Source organism: Streptococcus sp. HMSC067A03 (assembly GCF_001814295.1).
In the GTDB taxonomy this organism is placed as follows: Bacteria; Bacillota; Bacilli; order Lactobacillales; family Streptococcaceae; genus Streptococcus; species Streptococcus constellatus.
Window position 1 is genome coordinate 1 of the sequence record NZ_KV815650.1, and the last position, 18,539, is coordinate 18,539.

At 32.1% G+C, this 18,539-nt stretch carries 18 protein-coding genes, 1 tRNA gene and 1 pseudogene; 4 read left to right on the forward strand and 16 right to left on the reverse strand.

What is annotated here, in order from left to right:
- The 11 genes and pseudogenes from HMPREF2963_RS04140 to ychF all read right to left on the reverse strand — a co-directional run.
- Positions 1-201, reverse strand: a pseudogene (locus tag HMPREF2963_RS04140) (hypothetical protein); the annotation flags it as partial.
- A gap of 226 nt (positions 202-427) precedes the next feature.
- A complete protein-coding gene (gene ftsH, locus HMPREF2963_RS04145) occupies positions 428-2,398 on the reverse strand; it encodes an ATP-dependent zinc metalloprotease FtsH (RefSeq protein ID WP_003071681.1) in 1,971 nt (656 codons plus the stop codon).
- Positions 2,399-2,418: 20 nt separating this feature from the next.
- On the reverse strand, positions 2,419-2,961 hold the full coding sequence (hpt, locus tag HMPREF2963_RS04150; RefSeq protein WP_003071680.1) for a hypoxanthine phosphoribosyltransferase: 543 nt from the start codon (positions 2,959-2,961) through the stop codon (positions 2,419-2,421).
- 5 nt (positions 2,962-2,966) lie between these two features.
- A complete protein-coding gene (gene tilS / locus HMPREF2963_RS04155; RefSeq protein WP_070668886.1) occupies positions 2,967-4,244 on the reverse strand; it encodes a tRNA lysidine(34) synthetase TilS in 1,278 nt (425 codons plus the stop codon).
- Positions 4,241-5,521: a serine hydrolase gene (locus HMPREF2963_RS04160; RefSeq protein ID WP_070668889.1), complete on the reverse strand. Its 1,281-nt coding sequence runs from the start codon at positions 5,519-5,521 to the stop codon at positions 4,241-4,243. Before HMPREF2963_RS04160 ends, tilS begins: the two co-directional genes overlap by 4 nt.
- On the reverse strand, positions 5,514-5,642 hold the full coding sequence (locus HMPREF2963_RS09555) for an SP_0009 family protein (protein WP_006268873.1): 129 nt from the start codon (positions 5,640-5,642) through the stop codon (positions 5,514-5,516). Before HMPREF2963_RS09555 ends, HMPREF2963_RS04160 begins: the two co-directional genes overlap by 8 nt.
- Before the next feature lie 2 nt (positions 5,643-5,644).
- Positions 5,645-6,013, reverse strand: coding sequence for a septum formation initiator family protein (locus HMPREF2963_RS04165; RefSeq protein ID WP_003071674.1), 369 nt, complete (start codon positions 6,011-6,013; stop codon positions 5,645-5,647).
- Positions 6,006-6,272: an RNA-binding S4 domain-containing protein gene (locus HMPREF2963_RS04170; RefSeq protein ID WP_049476378.1), complete on the reverse strand. Its 267-nt coding sequence runs from the start codon at positions 6,270-6,272 to the stop codon at positions 6,006-6,008. Before HMPREF2963_RS04170 ends, HMPREF2963_RS04165 begins: the two co-directional genes overlap by 8 nt.
- Before the next feature lie 79 nt (positions 6,273-6,351).
- On the reverse strand, positions 6,352-9,846 hold the full coding sequence (gene mfd, locus HMPREF2963_RS04175) for a transcription-repair coupling factor (protein WP_070668892.1): 3,495 nt from the start codon (positions 9,844-9,846) through the stop codon (positions 6,352-6,354).
- A 3-nt stretch (positions 9,847-9,849) separates the two neighbouring features.
- Positions 9,850-10,419, reverse strand: coding sequence for an aminoacyl-tRNA hydrolase (gene pth, locus HMPREF2963_RS04180; protein WP_070668895.1), 570 nt, complete (start codon positions 10,417-10,419; stop codon positions 9,850-9,852).
- Positions 10,420-10,491: 72 nt separating this feature from the next.
- Positions 10,492-11,607: a redox-regulated ATPase YchF gene (ychF, locus tag HMPREF2963_RS04185; RefSeq protein ID WP_070668898.1), complete on the reverse strand. Its 1,116-nt coding sequence runs from the start codon at positions 11,605-11,607 to the stop codon at positions 10,492-10,494.
- Positions 11,608-11,753: 146 nt separating this feature from the next.
- On the opposite strand from ychF, the gene HMPREF2963_RS04190 reads away from it, so the two are divergent.
- Positions 11,754-12,254, forward strand: a complete 501-nt coding sequence (locus HMPREF2963_RS04190; RefSeq protein ID WP_003071664.1) for a YehR family lipoprotein — start codon at positions 11,754-11,756, stop codon at positions 12,252-12,254.
- Positions 12,255-12,340: 86 nt separating this feature from the next.
- Here HMPREF2963_RS04190 and HMPREF2963_RS04195 read toward each other — a convergent pair whose 3' ends face one another.
- The 5 genes from HMPREF2963_RS04195 to HMPREF2963_RS04215 all read right to left on the reverse strand — a co-directional run bounded on the left by HMPREF2963_RS04195 (position 12,341) and on the right by HMPREF2963_RS04215 (position 17,415).
- Complete coding sequence (locus tag HMPREF2963_RS04195; RefSeq protein ID WP_070668901.1) at positions 12,341-12,538, reverse strand: DUF951 domain-containing protein; 198 nt, start codon at positions 12,536-12,538, stop codon at positions 12,341-12,343.
- Positions 12,538-13,674 (reverse strand): DNA polymerase III subunit beta, encoded by a 1,137-nt coding sequence (gene dnaN / locus HMPREF2963_RS04200; protein ID WP_006268813.1) that lies wholly within the window; start codon positions 13,672-13,674, stop codon positions 12,538-12,540. The genes HMPREF2963_RS04195 and dnaN overlap by 1 nt, the downstream gene beginning before the upstream one ends.
- A gap of 156 nt (positions 13,675-13,830) precedes the next feature.
- The gene (gene dnaA / locus HMPREF2963_RS04205) at positions 13,831-15,174 is read right to left on the reverse strand and encodes a chromosomal replication initiator protein DnaA (protein ID WP_070668904.1); all 1,344 of its coding nucleotides are present in this window, start codon (positions 15,172-15,174) and stop codon (positions 13,831-13,833) included.
- Between the two features lie 228 nt (positions 15,175-15,402).
- Positions 15,403-16,170 carry a ParB/RepB/Spo0J family partition protein gene (locus HMPREF2963_RS04210; RefSeq protein ID WP_003071657.1) on the reverse strand — a complete coding sequence of 256 codons (768 nt, stop codon included), beginning with the start codon at positions 16,168-16,170 and terminating at the stop codon, positions 15,403-15,405.
- A 54-nt stretch (positions 16,171-16,224) separates the two neighbouring features.
- Positions 16,225-17,415, reverse strand: a complete 1,191-nt coding sequence (locus tag HMPREF2963_RS04215; RefSeq protein WP_006270334.1) for a serine protease HtrA — start codon at positions 17,413-17,415, stop codon at positions 16,225-16,227.
- Positions 17,416-17,619: 204 nt separating this feature from the next.
- Between HMPREF2963_RS04215 and rlmH the strand changes: the two genes are divergently transcribed.
- The 3 genes from rlmH to HMPREF2963_RS09015 all read left to right on the forward strand — a co-directional run bounded on the left by rlmH (position 17,620) and on the right by HMPREF2963_RS09015 (position 18,528).
- Positions 17,620-18,099 (forward strand): 23S rRNA (pseudouridine(1915)-N(3))-methyltransferase RlmH, encoded by a 480-nt coding sequence (gene rlmH, locus HMPREF2963_RS04220; protein WP_003071655.1) that lies wholly within the window; start codon positions 17,620-17,622, stop codon positions 18,097-18,099.
- A gap of 42 nt (positions 18,100-18,141) precedes the next feature.
- Positions 18,142-18,215: transfer RNA gene (locus HMPREF2963_RS04225), tRNA-Arg, on the forward strand.
- Between the two features lie 166 nt (positions 18,216-18,381).
- Positions 18,382-18,528 carry a ComC/BlpC family leader-containing pheromone/bacteriocin gene (locus HMPREF2963_RS09015; protein ID WP_006270349.1) on the forward strand — a complete coding sequence of 49 codons (147 nt, stop codon included), beginning with the start codon at positions 18,382-18,384 and terminating at the stop codon, positions 18,526-18,528.
- Positions 18,529-18,539: the final 11 nt, after the last annotated feature.

The following is an 18,539-nucleotide window of genomic DNA, read 5'->3' on the forward strand; positions in this document are numbered from 1 at the left end:
CAGTAGTTGAAGTATATTTTGCTGTTTCTTCATCGTGGCTTCATAGATGGTCACGCTTTTTCGACATAAGTCCCGTATGATTCTTCCGATACTTGCTTTGTATCTACCGTAAATGAGCTGACGACGATACTTGGGGGACGAAAACAATATGATATTACAATTCCACTTGGTATGTGATAAGCTTTCATTAGCCTCTCTCATGGACTACCTCTTTTGTGATAGTTAGTAGTGGCAGGGAAACCACTTCTATCTTAGCATTTTAGGAGGTTCTTTTCTTACCACGATAAAAGCTAACCGGAACTACTAGCACAGCTAGTGGTTTGCAAGAGACAATAATGCAAGAGAGGACGAACTTCGTCCTCTCTTAATGTTAACTGATATCAAACTTACTACAGTTGACAATGAGCCATTTTTTTGTATTTTAAACTTATTCTGGCTTTTGCTCTTCCATTTGGGATTTCACTTCATCATAACTCAAAGCATGCGAAGAACTTACACTTGGTTCATCAGGCATTTCGCCAGTTTCATACAATGATTTAATTTGATGACTATCAAGTGTTTCGTATTTAAGAAGAGCTTCTGCAATCAATTTATGCTTTTCACGATTGGATTGGATAATTTCTGCTGCTTTGTTGCGCGCTTCATTAAGCAAATTACGCACTTCCTCATCAATTTCATATGCAGTCTGCTCGGAAATTGATTTTTGTGGACTTGCAGCACCAAACATTGCATGGTTTCCTTCATATTGAACTGGACCGAGTTTTTCACTCATACCATACTCTGTTACCATCGCACGTGCCATTTGTGTAGCTTGCTCAAAGTCATTTGAAGCACCTGTAGTTTGGACATTGAAAATAATTTCCTCAGCAACACGTCCTCCCATCAATCCTGCAAGTTGTTCCTTCATATCTTCTTTAGATAAAAGAGTTTGATCTTCTTTCGGGAGAGCGATCATGTAACCACCTGCACGACCACGAGGTACAATAGTTACCTTGTGCACAACACGTGCATTTGATAAAACAAGCCCAACAATTGTATGTCCTGCTTCATGATACGCAACAATTTGACGATCACGTTGTGAAACTGTCTTATCTTTTTTGGACGGTCCTGCGATAACTCGGTCCTCTGCTTCATCAATATCAGAAGCATCAATAACTTTTTTATTCCGACGTGCTGCAACAAGAGCCGCTTCATTTAAGACATTTTCCAAGTCAGCACCAACAAAACCAGGAGTTTGTTGAGCAACCAGTTTTAAATCTACATCTTCGGCAAGGGGTTTATTCCTAGCATGAACACGAAGAATCGCTTCGCGACCTTTGACATCTGGTTGACCAACAAGAACCTTACGATCAAAACGACCAGGACGCAAAAGAGCTGGATCCAAAACGTCACTTCGGTTAGTAGCAGCTATGACGATAATCCCTTCATTCCCCTCAAAACCATCCATCTCAATCAAGAGTTGGTTAAGAGTTTGTTCACGTTCATCATTACCTCCACCAAGACCAACACCACGTTGGCGACCGACAGCATCGATTTCATCAATAAAAATAATAGCTGGAGCTGCCTTTTTGGCATCTTCAAAAAGTGAGCGAACGCGGCTAGCACCAACACCAACAAACATTTCAACAAAATCGGAACCTGAAATACTAAAGAATGGAACACCTGCTTCTCCAGCAACAGCTTTAGCAAGAAGGGTTTTACCAGTTCCTGGAGGACCTTCAAGAAGAACACCAGCTGGTATACGAGCCCCTAGTTTTGTATAACGTTTAGGATCTTTTAAAAATTCAACAACTTCAACTAATTCTTGTTTTTCTTCTTCCGCACCTGCTACATCAGAAAAGCGCACCTTTATATCTTCTTTATTTGTCGCACGAGCTTTATTACGTCCAAAACTCATAGCTCCACGCGCTCCGCCGCCTCCGCCTTGGTTCATCATAGAAAACAGGAAGAAAGCAAAGATAGCAAATGGCACCAGAGTAGTCAACACCTGAATCCACACACCACTTGAACTTTCACGTTTAATAGTGATTTCAGTTCCCTTAGCTGAAGCTAATTTTTGTAATTCAGATACTGTTAAATCTGAAGGCAAAATAACACTAGTAAAGCGACTTACAGATGTAGAAGAGGGAGTAAAAAACTGAATACCCGTGTTATCTTTTACTTTCTTTTCTTTCTTATAAGTACCTGCAACTTCAATAACACTACCATTTGGTTGATAGCTAATATCCTTTACATTTCCATTTTTAATTTCTTTAACTAGCTCAGTATAGTTAATTTGTTGACTACGACCTACAGAACTTCCAGCTGAAAAATACTGAAAACCTGTAATAACAACAACAATAATTAAAATATATAAGAAAGGATTTTTTATAAAACCATTATTTTGTTTATTTTTCATCTATCTATCAATATACCTTTTTATTTTGTATAAACTTCTTCTTTTAAAACACCTACATAGGGAAGATTCCGATAATTTTCATCAAAATCAAGACCATAACCGACTACAAATTCATTTGGAATCGTAAAGCATGTGTAATCTGCTTCAATATTAACTTTTCGCCCTTCAGGCTTATCCAAAAGTGTGGCAATTTTAACAGATGCAGCCTTTTTTTCTTTAAATAATTCACAAAGACTTTTCAATGTTTTTCCTGTATCGATAATATCCTCAACAAAAAGAATATGACGTCCAGTAACATCTTGATCAATGTCTTTTATGATATTAATCACACCACTACTAGCAGTTCCGCCATGATAGCTTGACACTAACATAAAATCCATTTCAATGTGGGTATCAACATGCTTTATCAGTTCTGCCATAAAAGGAACAGAGCCCTTGAGAATTCCTACAAAAATAGGATTTTGCCCCTCATAATCACTAGTTAATTGAGCCCCTAGTTTTTGGGCTGCTGTTACGATCTCATCATGTGAAACCAAAACTTTCTTAATGTTTTGTTCTAGCATCTCTTTTACCTATCTAAATTTTGTATATAAAGTTTGTTATACATTATATCATTTTTTTGACTCTTACTCAAATCACTTGTTACGATTCCAGCAATTGCTAAAATTTTTCCATTTTGCTCAATAATAATAGCATTTTTTCTTTGATCTATAGGAATTTTTTGATTAATAAAATACCGACGAAGTTTTTTATAATGTTGATTCAAGAATATTTTATCTTGTTCTCTTCTGCGTCGAAGTATAATTTCTGTTTCACGTGAAACAAATACTTCTTGAATTTCTGTACCACGAAGTTCTTTTCCAAAAGAAAAGCGATAATTACCATATTCCACAATATCGTTATATTTTAACAAAATTGAATCCACTTTTAAATCAGACTGTGGACTGATTTTACGAATCTCAAAATAATCATAATTTTTATATAGCTCATAATCCGCTTTAAGTAGTTGTTGATAATTAGAATGTTTGTTTAAGATTGTTAAAATATCAGAAAACTGTGCTTTACTTATCTGTAAATCAGGAAATTTCTTTAAATAAGTCTGTAGTAAAAAACTTTGTACACAATAGGGTTGGTATTGGAATTCCTTTACATTTGTTAATTCAATATTCTTCGTTAAATATACTAATGCATCTTGCATTTGAGAAATCTCTATTCCCAATTCTATTAAATGTTTTTTTAGTTGTGGATTTTCTTTTTCCAAAATTGGGAAATAATCGTTTCGAATCCGATTGCGCAAGTAATGATTTTCTTGATTTGTCCAATCTTCAAAGTGAAAAATAGTAGGGAAATCTGATTTTTGAAAAGACAGCAATGGTCTTATCAATTCTCCATTCCCAAATCTTTGTTTTTCCTTTATTCCTGAAATATGAAATAAACGACTACCACGCAAAATTCTCATAAAAATTGTTTCTGCTTGATCATCAGCATGATGTGCTGTTACTAATGCCGTACATTGTTCCTCTTTCATGATTTTTTTGAAAAAAGTATACCGAAAGTCACGTGCTTTTTGTTCTGAAAATGGACCAGAAAAACTCGATGTAAAAATCTTTACACCAAGTTTCTTTGCTATTTTTTTTAGTTCTTCTTCCTCAAAATCAGATTCTTTTCTCACTCCATGATTAATATGAGCAAGTAAAATTTCTACTTCTAATTTTTCACGATACTTATAAAGCCAGTCAAACAAGGTCATAGAGTCTAGTCCACCAGAAATAGCAAGTAAAATTCTTCTATGATATTTAAAATAGCCTTTTTTTTGCACCAATTGAAAAAATCGTTGTTCCATCATTTCAAAACCTCATAAATATCATCTGCTATTTGAGAAATGGTATCATAATCAGAATGATTTGTAAAAATAGACAGAACAAAAGGAGAGCTGGCATAAACAAGAGCAACATCATGCTTAAAATCATAAGCATCCCCAATTTTATGGGCAACTTTTACATTTATATTTTTAGAAATACGCTGCTCATCAAAATTTGTTTGCGATAATGCATTGATAATATCACCATTTTGTTCATAGATAGCTTCCATCACATTTCCTGCCATCTTTGCTGAAGCATTGCGTTTTTCCACATCCCACTTTTTCCCAGCAATTTGCTTAATTGTTGTTTGATAAGTACTGTCTGATTGATTAGTAATATAATATCCTAAAATATTTGTAGCTGCATTATCTGATTCTTTTGCAATATGGTTCATCAAATCTTGAATGCTGTAGTCCTTATTATCTGATTTTTTAGAAATGCTTCCACTACCTTCGGTATCATAAGCACCTGAATAGTCATTTACAGCAGGGATATATTTTAAACCAGAGGATAGCCTATATTTTCCTTCATTTAATTGCTTCTGAGCATAATAAAGAATAAGAAGTTTTGCTACACTAGCAGAATACATTTCCACGTCTGGGTTAATACCAGCAGTTTTTCCAGAATTTAGTTGTTTTACATAGATAGAATAGTCTGTTTTATTGTACTTACTTCTTAAAATTTCTTGAACTTTATCCATACGATTGTCTGTATCAGACATATATTTCATATCAATCCAACCTTTGCCTTCAACATAAGCATACTTTCCCGATGCTGTCTCAGCCAGTTGAGTAATTTTCACTGAATGATAAGGTAGCAGATTTGTCTTAACTTCTTTTGTTCCGTTTACAAAAGCTTGATTATAAACTACAAATGACGGCTTGAGCCACATTGTTTGAGAAACAGCTATGCTTGATTGAACAACATCATCATAAATCATTCGTTTATCAGCAGGAACGAATTTTCCATCAGCGAGTTTAAATACTGGAATACCTTGTTCATTGACCTGTAATTCAGAAAGTTTAATTGATGTATTCGGAGTTAAATTCCCAGCTACTTTTTCCAATTTTAATGATGTATAAGTTGGGATTTGCTCATAAACATTTGGATTTGTTGGAAGATCAGTATAATAGTTACTGTATATCGTACTAGTGATTTCATACTGTTGCTTTGCAGTCAGTTCTACATCTTGTTCTGTACTTACTACTATGTTTGCAGTGAAAAATGCCGGCAACAATAATAGAAATAATAACTTACGCATAATCTCCCCTTTCCTTTTTGAACTCTTCTAATTTCAAAGCTTGATTCTTTTTGGACAACTCTTCTAATTTTTCATCTGAAAACTCCAAAAATTGTTCAACTGTTTGTAATAAATTTTCCATTTTTACTGTGGCAACAATCCTGGGATTGTATAAACACGTTCTCCTTGCTTAGAATAATAGTATTTGGCGCGTGCATACTTAGCAGCATATTCTTCATCTTTTAATTTATTAGCAAAAGCTTTTTGAGATTCTTTTTCGTTACTTATTTCTTCATATTTCTTTTGCAAATGTGTCAATTGTGATCGACGTTCTAGTAAATTTTGATAACTTTGAATCAAATTAAATGTCGGTAAAATAAACAATAAGATGACTAAAATCAATACCCAACCCATAAAGCGATTCTGTTTTCTTCTTTCCTGCTCTAAATAACGGCGATGTTGATTTTCATCTCGTATATAGCGATTATTTAATTGAATAATATTTCTAGCCATCTACTTCTACCTTTGTTTCTTTTATAATGTCATACATTTTAGCGGCGTCTTCTTTTTTCGTGCTATCTTTCATTTCCAGAACACGGACTAATAAAATTTTATTTCCAAAACGAATCTCTATTTCATCATTGATTTTTAAATTTGCTGAACTTTTAGCTAAAATTCCATTTACTTTGATTCTTCCCTTATCGGCTACTTCTTTAGCGACAGGACGACGTTTTATAATACGGGATACTTTCAAATATTTATCTAATCTCATAAAGTTACCTCAATTTATTATTTTACCATTTTTTAAAAAAATATTATAGATGAAAGTGAAACTTTACAGAATTGTAAAGTTAGCAATCTTTCTTTTGATTTTTAATTTCTACTAATTTTTCAGAAAATTGCAGAAGTTCTTCTAAAATTTTATAATCTTTTTTATTTTTTACATTAAATATAACTTCAATCAATCCTTTATTTTCTGAAATTCTTGCTTGTAAATCTGTTACGGAAAGGGCTTCAAAATAATCTTGAATTAAGAAAAAACGTTGAGAAATTTTTTCAAACCGAACCACTACAGATTGTTGTTTTCTCTCAATGAGTTGCACAAAAACTTGATCTAAATAAAATTTTATAAGACCAGTTTCCAATAGAAAGGCAACAACATCTGGATATTCTCCAAAACGATCAATCAACTCATTCTGTAATTCTTCATAATTTACACGACTGTCAATCTCATGAATCCGTTTGTAAATTTCAATTTTTTGCCTTTCATCAGCAATATAATCACTAGGAAGATAGGCATCAATTTGTAAATTAATTTCAGCATTTCCTTTTTTCCTTTTTGTCTCTTTTCCTTGTCTCTTAGCAATAGCTTCCTCCAGCAATTGAGAATACATTTCAAATCCAACAGAATCAATAAAGCCAGACTGTGAACTTCCTAAAATATTTCCTGTACCACGAATGGATAAATCACGCATAGCAATTTTAAAACCAGAACCCAATTCTGTAAAACCTTTTATAGTTTCTAAACGTTTTTCAGAAACTTCTGTTAAAGACTTGTCAGGATGATACATGAGATAAGCATATGCAATACGATTGCTACGACCAATACGCCCTCGCAATTGATATAAAGTTGATAATCCCATGTGATCTGCATTTTCAATAAAAAGAGTATTAACATTAGGAATATCAACACCAGTTTCAATAATCGTCGTTGTTACTAGAAGATCATATTCCCCATTGATAAAATCAAGTAAAGTACTTTCAAGAAGAATTTCACTCATTTGACCATGCACATATCCAATAGAAGCCTCTGGAATCAGTTCTTTCAATTCTGAAACTTTTTGCTCCATTGTGTCAACTTTATTGTAAAGATAGTAAATCTGCCCCCCTCGATCCATTTCTCTTAAAACTGCATCTCTAATGACTGTTACATTATTTTCTAAAACATAGGTTTGAACTGGGTAGCGATTTGTTGGAGGAGTTTCAATAACTGATAAATCACGTATTCCTAACATAGACATATGGAGTGTACGAGGAATAGGAGTCGCTGTCAAAGTTAAAACATCAACTTTTGTTTTCAACTCTTTTAATTTTTCTTTATGCTTAACTCCAAAACGTTGTTCCTCATCAATAACAATGAGTCCTAAATCAGCAAATACAATATCTTTTGACAGGAGACGATGCGTTCCAATAATAATATCCACCTGCCCTTTTTTTAGTTTTTCTAAAATTGTTTTTTGTTCTGATTTACTTTTAAAACGACTTAATACTTCAATATTGATAGGAAAATCATTGAAACGTTCCTTAAAATTCGTATAATGCTGTTGAGCTAAAACAGTAGTTGGAACTAAAATTGCCACTTGTTTATGATCATTTACTGCTTTAAAAGCAGCTCTCATAGCTACTTCCGTCTTCCCAAAACCAACGTCCCCAACTAAAAGACGATCCATAGGATGATCACTTTCCATGTCTTTTTTAACTTCTTTTATAGAACGCAGCTGATCTTCTGTTTCTACGTAAGGAAAATCATTATCAAATTCTTGCTGGTAAGAATCATCACTAGAAAAAGCAAACCCCTTTAATTGACTTCTCTCTGCGTAAAGTTTGATTAAATCCTCAGCAATGTCTTCGACTTGATGTTGTACTCTCTGTTTAGTTTTTTGAAAACGTCCATCGTTTAATTTATTGATTTTAGGCGCTTTACCATCACTCGCAACATATTTAGAAAGAAGCTGAATCTGATCAACAGGAATAGAAATACGATCTGCATTTTGATATTGAATAGTGAGATAATCACGATGAATTCTTGAAATTTCAATCGTCTCAATTCCTAAATATCGCCCAATTCCATGAACGTTATGAACAACATAATCTCCTTTTTCCAGCTCATTATAATTTTTCAAACGTTCAGCATTAGAAATACTTTGCCTGCGAACTTTTCGTTTTACTTTTTTTTGCAGAATATCATATTCAGTGATTAAAACAATTTTTTCGTCTACAAAATTAAATCCTTGAATTAAACGTCCTTCTACTAATTGAACAGCATGTTTATGAATTTTAGTATCATTAACATAATCAAGTGGAATTTCATATTCTTGTAAATTTTTATGTAAACTTTGTAAAGTCAATAAAGAATTTGATTGTATAATGACCGTGTAGTTAGATTTTTTATATCGACTAATCTCTTCTTTCAAAAGCTGAAATTGACTAAAAAATTCCTGCATAGGATACTGATTGAACTGATAAAGAGAATTAAATTTCAAATTTCCCAGTCCCTTATGAAAATTTGAAAATAAGGTAGCAGGTTTATACTTTCTAAATATTGAATATGTATCTGCAAAATAAGATTGATTTCCAACAGCTTTACTATTTTGTAAATCTTCTGTCAATAAATTTGCTGCTTCTAATTGAAACTGAGCATGTTTATTCATGATTTTTTGAAAGTCATCAAAGAAAATTGGGCTATATTTTGGAAGATAATCAAGAATTGTCCATTCATTTTGATAAAAATAAGACAATAATTTTCTAATATCAGCATGTTGAGTTTGTTCTTTTATATTAGCTAAAACTTCCTCTAAATAGGATTTCAACGTTAAATCTACAGTTTTTTCTATAAGATTTTCTATTTTTTTCTGTGCACTTTTATAATCTGCTTTAGTAAATATGATATCTGTAGCAGGATGAACACACACATGTTCTACATTTTGAATAGAAATTTGATTTTCAGGATTAAATAGACGAATACCATCGACTTCATCACCAAAAAATTCAACCCGAAAAGGCATTTGACTAGAACGCTCAAAAATATCTAAAATATCACCACGAAGACTAAACTCCCCTTGTTTCAATACTTGTGATACTTGCTTATAACCTGAATTTAGCAATTGAGAAATCAAATCTTTCAACTCATATTCTTGCCCTATTTTTAAATCAATATAAGCTGAATTGAAATTAACAGGATTGGGTAAAAATAGTTGACTAGCTGCCACATTAACTATCAAAAATCCTGATTGTTGAGAATCTAATAAGAAATCTAGAGCTTCTAGACGAGCAAAAATCTTTTCTTGAGAAGAGAAGACAAACTCAGCTAATGGAGTATCATCTGCAAGAAATGTATATACTTTTTCCTCTCCCAACAATCCAATCAAATCACTAGAAAGTTTCTCCGCTTCACTATAACTAGACGTTAAAATCAGAATTTTATGATTCTCCTCTACACAAGAGGCCATGGTGATAGCCTTACTTGAAGATGACAATCCCATCAATAGTTGTCGAGTTGATTTATTTAGATTTTTTTGCCAATCAGCTATTTGTTTATTTTGATTAAAAAACTCAATAATATCCATTTTTTATCCATTGTATTGTTGCATTGTTTGTTCAAAATCATTAGACTGTAAATAATACTTTACAGCATCGTCAACCTTGTCAAGTGTATTTAAAATTATAGCATAATCTTCTTTTGCAAATTTTCCTAGCACATGGTGAATAATTGTCATATTATTTTTGGGACGACCAATACCAATTTTAATTCGTTTAAATTCTTGAGTTCCAATATGTTTAATAATTGATTTTATGCCATTATGCCCACCAGCAGATCCTTTCGTCCTAAGTCGTATTTTTCCTACTTCCATATCTAAATCATCGTAGATAACTACTAAATCCTCAATATCTAATCCATAATAGGATAAAAGAGCATGAACAGCCCTTCCACTCTCATTCATAAAAGTTGTCGGTTTTACAAAATACACTTTCTCACCATTAAAAAAGGTAGAAGCTAGTTCTGCTTGAAAAATTTTATCAGTTGTAAACTTTAAACTTTGTTCTTTACACATTTTGTCAACGAGCATAAATCCGACATTATGTCTTGTTTCAAAATATTTTTCTCCAGGATTTCCTAATCCTACAATCATCTTTACCATTTTTTACCTCTAAAAAGACCAAAAGGGCTGGAAAAGTTTTTCCAACCTTGTTTATATTTAATTTACAATGCTTTACACATTAAATCTAAATTCCATAATATCGCCATCTTGAACGATATATTCTTTTCCTTCTTCACGCAGTCGTCCTGCTTCTTTGACTGCTTTTTCACTGCCATATTTCACTAAATCATCATAAGACATGGTTACAGCACGGATGAAGCCTTTTTCAAAGTCTGAGTGAATAATTCCAGCTGCTTGTGGTGCTTTCATGCCACGTCTAAATGTCCAAGCTCGAACTTCCTTTTCTCCTGCTGTAAAATAAGTTCCAAGTCCTAATAAATGATAAGCTGCTCTGGTTAATTTGTCAACCCCAGATTCATTCAAGCCCATTGCTTCAAGAAATTCAACTTTATCTTCATCATCTAGCTCAGAAATTTCTTCTTCAGCACGCGCAGATATAACAACTACCTCTGCATTTTCAGTTGCTGCAAACTCGCGAATTTGTTGAACATACTCAATATTATCCGGATCTGCTACCTCGTCTTCACCAACATTCGCAACATAAAGCACTGGTTTTGTAGTCAATAAAAATAATTTTTTGACAATTTTTTGTTCTTCTTCATCAAATTCAATGGTACGCGCTGATAAACCATTTTCTAAAACTGGTTTAATTTTTTGCAAAACATGAAATTCAGCTACTGAATCTTTATCTTTTTGGGTTCGAGCAACTTTTTCCACACGTGCATAGCGTTTGTTGATACTTTCTAAATCTGCTAAAATCAGCTCAAGATTAATCGTTTCAATATCAGCCATTGGGTCAACAAAATTTGACTCACGTCCTTGTTCCCGCATAACATTTTCATCATCAAAAGCCCGAACCACATGAACGATGGCATCTACTTCACGAATATTAGCTAAAAATTTATTTCCAAGACCTTCTCCTTTTGAAGCACCTTTTACAATTCCTGCAATATCTGTAAACTCAAAAGTTGTTGGTACAGTCTTTTTAGGAACAATAAGTTCTGTCAACTTCTGTAAACGGACATCTGGTACTTCAACCATACCAACATTAGGGTCTATCGTCGCAAAGGGATAGTTAGCTGCTTCTGCTCCCGCTTTTGTAATTGCATTAAATAAAGTGGATTTTCCAACATTAGGCAATCCCACAATTCCTGCTGTTAAAGCCATTTCGCGCTTCCTTTCATCTTTTCAATTCAATAAATCATTATACCATATTTACAGCCATTTGACTTACAACTTAATCATTTTAATAAAATATTGCATTTACCTCATAAAAATATTATAATTTTATTAAGCTATAGGAGGTAAATACCATGAAAAAAAGTTATTTTAAACAATTGTTACTTGGCTTTGTTACAATTGTTTCACTAATTATCCTTGGAGCATGTGGAGCCCAAGAAAAAACAATGTCATTCCAAAGAATTGATCAAAATTTACAATATGACTTACGATTAACTTATTATTATAAAGGAGATATTGTCACAAAACAAACTACTGATTCATTTTGGTCTTATAAAACATTAGGAGCTACTAAAAAAGAAGATGTTAAAGATAGAATTGATAAAGCTTCACAAATGTATCAAAATATTAAGGGGATTAAAGAAAAAGTTGTTTATGAAGATAAAGGAGTTAGAGAAAGTTTAGAAATTAACTTCAATAAAGTAGACTTTGATAAATTAGTAAACTTACCTGGAATGTACACAGATAAAAATACAAGAAAATCTAAAAAAGTTAGCATGAAAGCTAGTAAAAAGTTCTTAACAAGTAAAGGTTTTAAAGAAGTTACAGATGGTAAATTTGAAAAATTAAAATAAAATCAAAACGGGTGGTTTATTTGTCTTGCACCTTACGGAGCGAGACGGACTGAAAGTCACATAATTATGAAAAAAGTTCTAGGAAATTAATTTCCTAGAACTTTTTTCAATTTTCGTCTAAAATCATATCGGCTCATCATCACAATATGTTGACAATTTGTACAGCGAATTTTAATATCTGCACCTACTCGAATAATTTCCCAACGATTTGCTTTTTTGCCTGTGGATTTAATGATACAAGCATGTGGTTTTTTCATTTCAACAAAATTTCCTACATTATACATTAATTTGTTCTCACTGGTGTAATCAATTGAATAAAGTTTTCTGTGTCATCATTTGGTACCAAAGTGAATGGGCGAACAGCTGAAATAAAGCTGATTGTAACTTTTTCACTGTCAATAGCTTTTAAAGAATCAATTAAATAAGTTGGATTGAAACTAATGGTTAAATCTTGACCTGAAATACTTTCAGTATCAATTTCTTCATTCACACGTCCAACTTCAGGGGAGTTAACATGTGCACTAACTACACCATTTATAATTTCTAATTTTACTGTTCCATTTTGAGTCGCATTTGAAAGAAGACGTGCACGTTCCATTGCATAACGAAGATTGTTAGTATCAAAAGTAATTATGTTATTAAAATCAGTTGGAATTAAACGATCGGTATCAGGATAGTTTCCTTCAAGAAGCCGTGTATAAAAGCTAATATTTTCACTTCTAAAGAGCAATTGATTATTTGTGAAGTAAATTTCTACTGTTTCAATATCATCCGTAAAAACGGCTGAAAATTCACGTAAAGAACGACTAGGAATAACAACATCAAAGTTATCTCCATTTTTTTCTAAAATAATTTGCTTTTGACTCATCCGATGAGAATCTGTTGCAACTGTCTTTAAATTTTTATTTTCTGTTAAGACAAAATGAACTCCTGTTAAAATCGGACGACTTTCTTGTGTACTAGCCGCAAAAGCTGTCTCATTAATGATATTTTTAAGAACACTTGTTTCAAGAACCAAGGGATTACTTGCTGAAATTTCTTGAATACGAGGATATTGATCTGCATCTTTTCCTTTTAAAGTGATTTCTGATTTTCCACTTGTTAGAACAATCTGCTTTTGATCAATTTCTTTAAAATCAAGTGTTATATCAGGAAGACTTGATACTACATTGATGAAAAAAGTTGCTTCAAGTAAAATAGAGCCCGAAGAAGTTACTAAAAGCCCTGCATTTTCGTTTTTAATTGAAATAAAATTTTCAATAGAGATTTGACCATTAGAGCCAATCAATGTAATCCCTTCATTTGTGACATCAATTTTTACTGTAGAAAGAATTGGTATAGCATTTTTGTGACTAATAGCCCGCTTGGTGGTATTTAAAGCTTGTAAAAATAAATTTTTATTGATTGAAAAGTTAATCATAGAAACTCCTTTTATTATTTTATGATTATTAAGTTAGTAGTAATAGTAGTTTGTGTGAAACTTGTGGAAAAGTTTTCAAATTAGTGTTCGAATGCAGAAATAAACTTGTTTATAAATTGTGAATAACTTTAACTCTTTTTCTACAATTATACACAATTATTTGATTTTATTCTTTATATTTTCTATTTCTAAGCGAAGATTATCATCTGTTTCGAGCATTGTTTTAATTTTTCCATGAGCATGTATAACTGTTGTATGATCTTTGCCACCAAATTCTCTTCCAATTTTTGGAAGGCTATTATCAGTTAACTCACGAGCAAGATACATAGCTACTTGTCTAGCAAGAACAATATTTTGAATACGACGACTTCCTTTCATTTCTTTAACGCTAACGCCATAGAAATTTCCAACTTCTGTTTGGATTTTATCAATTGGAATAACTAACATTTGACTTGCATCTTGTTTTCGAGCTCGAATAGCTTCAGCAGCAACATCAATTGTAATTTCTTTAAGATTTTTCACTCTGGCCATGAGAGAAATATCATTTAAGGCACCTTCTAAATCTCGAACATTTGAATCAAATTGACCTGCTAAGTATTCCAAAGTATCATTTGGAAAAATATAGTCTAAATCTTCTATTTTATTGCGTAAAATGGCAACTCTTGTTTCGAAATCTGGTGGGGTAATATTTTGAGTTAATCCCCATTTAAAGCGCGTGACTAAACGTTCTTCAAGATTGTCCAGATGATCAGGACTACGGTCACTTGTTAGTACAATTTGTTTATTATCTCCATGCAAAGCATTAAAAGTATTAAAAAATTCTTCTTGAGTGGAAACTTTCTTTCCTCCTAAAGATTGAATATCATCAATCAATAAGAGATCAAGGCTTCGATAAGTTCTCTTAAAGCTTTCCATTTCACCTAATCGAAGGTGTTCTAAAAAGTCGTTGATAAAAGTCTCAGCAGGAATGTATTTTACTCTGGCATCTGGTATATTTTCTAAAATTTGATTTCCAATTGCGTTTAATAAATGGGTTTTTCCTAAGCCTGGACCACCATAAATAAATAACGGATTATAAGTTGTTGCCAAATTTTCAGAAACAGCAAGTGCAGCTGATAGTGCCCAAACATTTCCATCACCTTGAACAAAATTATCAAATGTATATTTTGTTTTTAAACCAGTTTCAATAGGAGGAAGGCTTAGTGTAATTACTGAATGATTTGTATTTGTTGACTGATTAACCTCATCCTTCTCTTCTTGAAAGATATAATGCATTGTAATTTGATTATTGTACACTTCAAAACCTGCAGTAATGATAACATCTGCTAAATTTTGTTCCCAAAATAATTGTTTGACTGTACTATCGAGAAGTATAGTAGCTTGAAAATTTTCAACTTTAATTAATCGAGCTCCTGCAACGAAATAATCATACGTATTTTTTTTGATTTGTTTTTGAGCTAATTCTAAAACACGCGCCCAAAAACTAGTTTCTTGTGCCATAGAAAACCTTCTTTGCTAATTCAGTTTTTTTGTCTTCTTTTAATAATCTATAAAAAATATTTTACCATAAACTGTAAAAGTTTTCCACAATCTGTGGAAATAAATTCACATTGTTCTTTCAAGTTTTCCACAGGTTGTGAATAAAACAATTTTCCTGTGATTTATCAAGATTTTCTTATAAAATAATAGTGGATAATCCTGTGAGTTTAAAAAATAAAATTAACAGCCTTATTTAAAGCTGTCAATAATTCTTTGATATTCTTCTTGACTTGAAAAGTGAATACAGATTTTTCCAGATTGCGATTGCTTAGAAAATTGGAGTGAGATTTCTGTACCGAATATCTTTTTTAATCTGTTTTCTTCTTCTTTGAGAAAAAGTTGGTACTTGTTTTTTGCTGAAGTCTTTTTTTGATGTGGATGCAATTGTTTTTCTAGCTGTCGAACTGAAAGTTCTTGAGATAGGATTTTAGTGAACCACTGATTTTGCTCTTTTTCTGATAAGTTGATAAGTAAACGAGCATGTCCTTGAGAAATTCTTCCTTCTTTTATCGCTTCCATAATATTAAGAGGTAAGTTTAATAAACGGACAGAATTTGTAATATAAGGACGTGATTTTCCCATTGTTTGAGCGATTTCTTTGTGTGTCAACCCTTTGTCAATTAAATATTGATAAGATTGTGCTTCTTCTATAGGATTTAAGTCTTCTCGTTGTAAATTTTCAATAATGGCTTGCTTCATCATTTCATCATCTGTTACTTCTTTTATAATAGCTGGTATATTAGTTAAGCCTGCTAATTTAGCAGCTCTAAAACGCCTTTCACCAGCTAATAATTCATAACCAATTATTGGAGATTTTCGTACAATGATGGGCTGAATAATCCCATGTTCTTTTATAGAATTAGCAAGTTCAGCAATTTTTTCTTCTGAAAATTCTTTTCTTGGTTGATAAGGATTTGTTTGGATGTCATTGAGTGTAATATATTGATATTTTTCCATGTTTATATAGAATAACACACCTTTACAATTCTGTAAAGATGTGTTAATAAAGTGTCAATTATTTGAATCTAAATCTTTTGTAGATTTTGTCAGCTTAATAGTAGTTGTTGTTTCTTTTCCATTACGATAAAATGTAATTTTTATATCATCACCAATTGAATGTTTGTATAAAGCAGATTGTAAATCACTTACTGAGGAAATGTCTTTGCCATCTACTTTTGTAATAACATCATATTTTTGAAGCTTTCCTGCTGCAGGCATCCCAGCTTGAGCTGAACGTACAACAACCCCACTAGTTACTTTGGATGGGAGTTTTAAGCGTGATAAATCTGAATTAGACAGATTAGTGATGTCGATCATTTGGATTCCTAGAGCTGGTCGTGTAACAGTTCCGTTTGCTTCTAATTGATTGATAATATTAATAACATCATTAGATGGAATGGCAAAACCTAATCCCTCAACAGAAGTTCCACCGTTGCTAGCAATTTTACTTGAAGTAATACCAATTACTTGTCCTTGGATATTTACAAGTGGACCACCAGAATTCCCTGGATTGATAGCTGTATCAGTTTGGATAGCTTGTGTTGAAATAGTTTGACCGCTTTCAGATTTTAAAGACACATTACGATTTAAGCTAGAAATAATTCCTTGTGTCACAGTATTAGCATAATTTGATCCGAGTGGACTTCCAATCGCAATAGCTGTTTCACCAACAGTTAATTTACTAGAATCTCCAAACTCAGCAACTGTTTTTACTTTATCAGCACTAATACGAACAACAGAGATATCAGAATAAGTATCTGAACCTATAATTTCTCCAGGAACTTTATTCCCATCAGCCAAACGAATATCAACTTTTTTAGCACCATTAATAACATGGGTATTGGTCACTAAGTAGGCGTATTTTCCGTCTTTTTTATAAATAACCCCAGATCCTTCACTAGCCACTTGTTGAGAATTATCGTTATTAGTATTTGAATCATCATTTCCAAAAACACTATTTTGAGAATTATTATTAGCATAGGTAATAACAGATACAACTGCATCCTTTACTTTGCTTACAGCTTGTGTTGTAGAATTTGTATTTTTATAAGCAGTAGTAACTTTGTTAACCTTAGTTGTTGTAGAACTATTTGTTGATAATTTTGATGAGGTTAAGTTTCCAAATAAACCACCAATAAAACCTATAGCTAAGACCATGAAAAGCCATAATAATTTTTTTGTAAAATTTGAAGAATTTTTCATATCTTCCTCCTAGTTATTTCAATTACTGAAAGTATAAATAATTTATCTTAATTATAACTTAAATGTTTAACCTTATCCACAATTTGTGGATAACTTTTAAAATCTGTGACTTTCTTAGTAATTTATAAGGTTTTTGAAAGAAAATTTAAAGTTTTATCTTGTGAATAAGATGTGAAATAACTGTGGATATGATAGAATAGAAATATGAAAATAAAACTTGTAACTGTTGGAAAATTAAAAGAAAAATATCTTAAAGATGGGATTGCAGAGTATGCAAAACGCTTAAAACATTTTACTAAATTTGAGTTGATTGAACTTTCAGATGAAAAAACACCTGATAAAGCAAGTCACTTAGAAAATCAGCAAATTCTGGAGAAAGAAGGGAATCGTATTTTATCGAAAATAACTGATAAGGAATTTGTGATTGCTTTAGCTATTGAAGGTCAACAATTTCCGTCAGAAGAATTTAGTAAGATATTGAGTGATATAACCATTCGTGGAATTTCAAATATTACTTTTGTGATTGGAGGAAGCCTTGGCTTATCTAATACTGTTAAAAAAAGAGCTAATCTATTGATGAGTTTTGGAAAATTGACTCTTCCTCATCAATTGATGCGATTAGTTTTAGTAGAACAAATTTATCGAGCATTTATGATTCAACAAGGAAGTCCTTATCATAAGTAATCTTGACGTTGTGGACTTTTTTTGTTAAAATGATAAAGCATTGGTCTCATAGCTCAGCTGGATAGAGCATTCGCCTTCTAAGCGAACGGTCGCAGGTTCGAATCCTGCTGGGATCATATAAGTTTAAAGGCACGAGAGAAGCGTGCCTTTTTCTATATCTGTGTAAAAAGTCTTTTGAGATGTAAAAATGTATCGTTTAGAGATTTTTTTAATTTGGTTTTAAAAATTTTGTATAATTACTTTGTAAGATTTCTTACAAAAAACAAACATTAAGGAGAATTTATGAAAAAAATTTTTAGCAAAAAGGAAATAACTAAAGTGGAAGTTGAATCATTTAAAGAACTTACTGATGAACAGTTAAATAAAATTGTTGGTGGAGATAGTCGAATAAGAATGGGATTTGATTTTTCTAAACTTTTTGGTAAATAAATATTTAGGAG

Bases quoted from the DNA above. Each gene is read 5' to 3' on its own strand.
- ftsH (WP_003071681.1), bottom strand. From the start codon at position 2,398: ATGAAAAATAAACAAAATAATGGTTTTATAAAAAATCCTTTCTTATAT.
- hpt (WP_003071680.1), bottom strand. From the start codon at position 2,961: ATGCTAGAACAAAACATTAAGAAAGTTTTGGTTTCACATGATGAGATC.
- tilS (WP_070668886.1), bottom strand. From the start codon at position 4,244: ATGATGGAACAACGATTTTTTCAATTGGTGCAAAAAAAAGGCTATTTT.
- HMPREF2963_RS04160 (WP_070668889.1), bottom strand. From the start codon at position 5,521: ATGCGTAAGTTATTATTTCTATTATTGTTGCCGGCATTTTTCACTGCA.
- HMPREF2963_RS09555 (WP_006268873.1), bottom strand. From the start codon at position 5,642: ATGGAAAATTTATTACAAACAGTTGAACAATTTTTGGAGTTTTCAGAT.
- HMPREF2963_RS04165 (WP_003071674.1), bottom strand. From the start codon at position 6,013: ATGGCTAGAAATATTATTCAATTAAATAATCGCTATATACGAGATGAA.
- HMPREF2963_RS04170 (WP_049476378.1), bottom strand. From the start codon at position 6,272: ATGAGATTAGATAAATATTTGAAAGTATCCCGTATTATAAAACGTCGT.
- mfd (WP_070668892.1), bottom strand. From the start codon at position 9,846: ATGGATATTATTGAGTTTTTTAATCAAAATAAACAAATAGCTGATTGG.
- pth (WP_070668895.1), bottom strand. From the start codon at position 10,419: ATGGTAAAGATGATTGTAGGATTAGGAAATCCTGGAGAAAAATATTTT.
- ychF (WP_070668898.1), bottom strand. From the start codon at position 11,607: ATGGCTTTAACAGCAGGAATTGTGGGATTGCCTAATGTTGGAAAATCC.
- HMPREF2963_RS04190 (WP_003071664.1), top strand. From the start codon at position 11,754: ATGAAAAAAAGTTATTTTAAACAATTGTTACTTGGCTTTGTTACAATT.
- HMPREF2963_RS04195 (WP_070668901.1), bottom strand. From the start codon at position 12,538: ATGTATAATGTAGGAAATTTTGTTGAAATGAAAAAACCACATGCTTGT.
- dnaN (WP_006268813.1), bottom strand. From the start codon at position 13,674: ATGATTAACTTTTCAATCAATAAAAATTTATTTTTACAAGCTTTAAAT.
- dnaA (WP_070668904.1), bottom strand. From the start codon at position 15,174: ATGGCACAAGAAACTAGTTTTTGGGCGCGTGTTTTAGAATTAGCTCAA.
- HMPREF2963_RS04210 (WP_003071657.1), bottom strand. From the start codon at position 16,170: ATGGAAAAATATCAATATATTACACTCAATGACATCCAAACAAATCCT.
- HMPREF2963_RS04215 (WP_006270334.1), bottom strand. From the start codon at position 17,415: ATGAAAAATTCTTCAAATTTTACAAAAAAATTATTATGGCTTTTCATG.
- rlmH (WP_003071655.1), top strand. From the start codon at position 17,620: ATGAAAATAAAACTTGTAACTGTTGGAAAATTAAAAGAAAAATATCTT.
- HMPREF2963_RS09015 (WP_006270349.1), top strand. From the start codon at position 18,382: ATGAAAAAAATTTTTAGCAAAAAGGAAATAACTAAAGTGGAAGTTGAA.